The organism is Burkholderia sp. AU4i (assembly GCF_000466765.1).
In the GTDB taxonomy this organism is placed as follows: Bacteria; Pseudomonadota; Gammaproteobacteria; order Burkholderiales; family Burkholderiaceae; genus Burkholderia; species Burkholderia cepacia.
The window spans coordinates 1-886 of the sequence record NZ_ASSI01000457.1 but is presented as its reverse complement, the minus strand read 5'-3'; the positions used below and the strand labels follow the sequence as shown (position 1 = coordinate 886).

General features: G+C 68.7%; 2 protein-coding genes. One reads left to right on the top strand and one right to left on the bottom strand.

The genetic code is table 11. The annotated features are described in order from the left end of the window. Positions 1–198: hypothetical protein (locus tag L810_RS49910; protein ID WP_373453125.1), on the bottom strand; the 198-nt coding region annotated here is incomplete at its 3' end. A 23-nt stretch (positions 199–221) separates the two neighbouring features. Between L810_RS49910 and argA the strand changes: the two genes are divergently transcribed. Continuing rightward, the coding region (argA, locus tag L810_RS43480) for an amino-acid N-acetyltransferase (RefSeq protein ID WP_042978503.1) at positions 222–886 on the top strand (665 nt) is incomplete at its 3' end.

Genomic DNA, 886 nt, shown 5'->3' with positions numbered 1-886 from the left:
GGCCGGCTGGCGCGCATCGCCGCGCCGTTCGTCACCGCGCGGCGCGCGCGGCGCGTCTGCCGGTTTGCCCGCCTGCTTTTCCTGCTGCTGGCGCGCTGGCTGGCCCTGCTGCTCGCGTGCGTCGGCCGCACCATCCGGGTGCCGGGCCGACGGCGTATTGGCCCGCGTCGGCGCGGGACTTTTAGAAACATTCGACATGGGGGCGCATTATAATCCCGCCCATGAATTCCCAAACCGACCTCCCCCCCGCCCAGACCGGCGCCGCGACGCCGCCGGCCGCCGACGATTCGGCCGCCAGTCACGCGCAGTTCGTCGACTGGATGCGCTCCGTCGCGCCCTATATCCACAAGTTCCGCAACAGCACGTTCGTCGTGGGGTTTGGCGGTGAGGTGGTGCAGCAGGGGCTCCTGAACGCGCTCGTGTCCGACATCGCGCTGCTGCAGGCGATGGGTATCCAGATCGTGCTGGTGCACGGTTCGCGCCCGCAGGTCGAGGAGCAGCTGAGCCTGCACGGTGTCGAATCCGAGTTTTCGCACGGCCTGCGCATCACCGATGCGCGCGCGCTCGAATCCGCGAAGGAAGCGGCCGGCGAAGTGCGTCTCGACATCGAGGCCGCGATCAGCCAGGGTCTGCCGAACTCGCCGATGGCGCACGCGCACATCAGCGTCGTGTCGGGCAACTTCGTGACCGCGCGGCCGGTGGGGATTCTCGACGGGGTCGATTTCGCGCATACGGGCATCGTGCGCAAGATCGACGCCGAGTCGATCCGTCATTCTCTCGCGAGCCGCAAGCTCGTGCTGCTGTCGCCGCTCGGCTTCTCGCCGACCGGCGAAGCGTTCAACCTGTCGATGGAAGACGTCGCGTCGGCCGCCGCGATCGCACTGCG